Here is a 497-nt window from a genome sequence, read left to right as displayed (position 1 = left end):
ACAGATGGCTTTACCTTGTTTAATTTAAACTCACAAGCGGCTAATTTGTTATCGACTAATCCACTGCCACTTAGTAATTATACGTTGGCGTTTTATTTGAACTCGACTCTAACACAGCCGATAAATAATCCGAATACGTTTACCAATACCAACACTACAGGAAACACTCAAGTGATTTATGTAGTGGCGACCAATACCACAACAGGATGTAAGAGTCCGGTGAGTCAGTTTACTATTATGGTTAATCCAAAACCTACACTAACGCCTCCGGCTAATTATGCCACTTGTGATGATGAACCAAACGACAACGATGGCTATTATTTATATCCACTAGATGTGTTGATACCAGGTATCTTAGGAACGCAATTGCCAAGCGATTATACTGTTACTTTCTACAACACCCAAGCGGATGCAACTAATGCCGTAAATGCCTTTACGGATTTACCTAACTACCAAGCGCACACCCAAACGGTATGGATACGTGTGGAGAACAATGT

At 40.4% G+C, this 497-nt stretch carries 1 protein-coding gene; it reads left to right on the top strand.

Annotated features, from left to right (window positions below; translation table 11 throughout):
• Positions 1-497, top strand: a 497-nt coding sequence (locus ACODSI_RS15070; protein WP_488917674.1) for a hypothetical protein, incomplete at both ends; no start/stop codon positions are given.

The organism is Flavobacterium sp. FG139, from assembly GCF_057809695.1.
The sequence above is the reverse complement of the archived record's forward strand: the minus strand, read 5'-3'. Positions and strand labels throughout refer to the sequence as shown.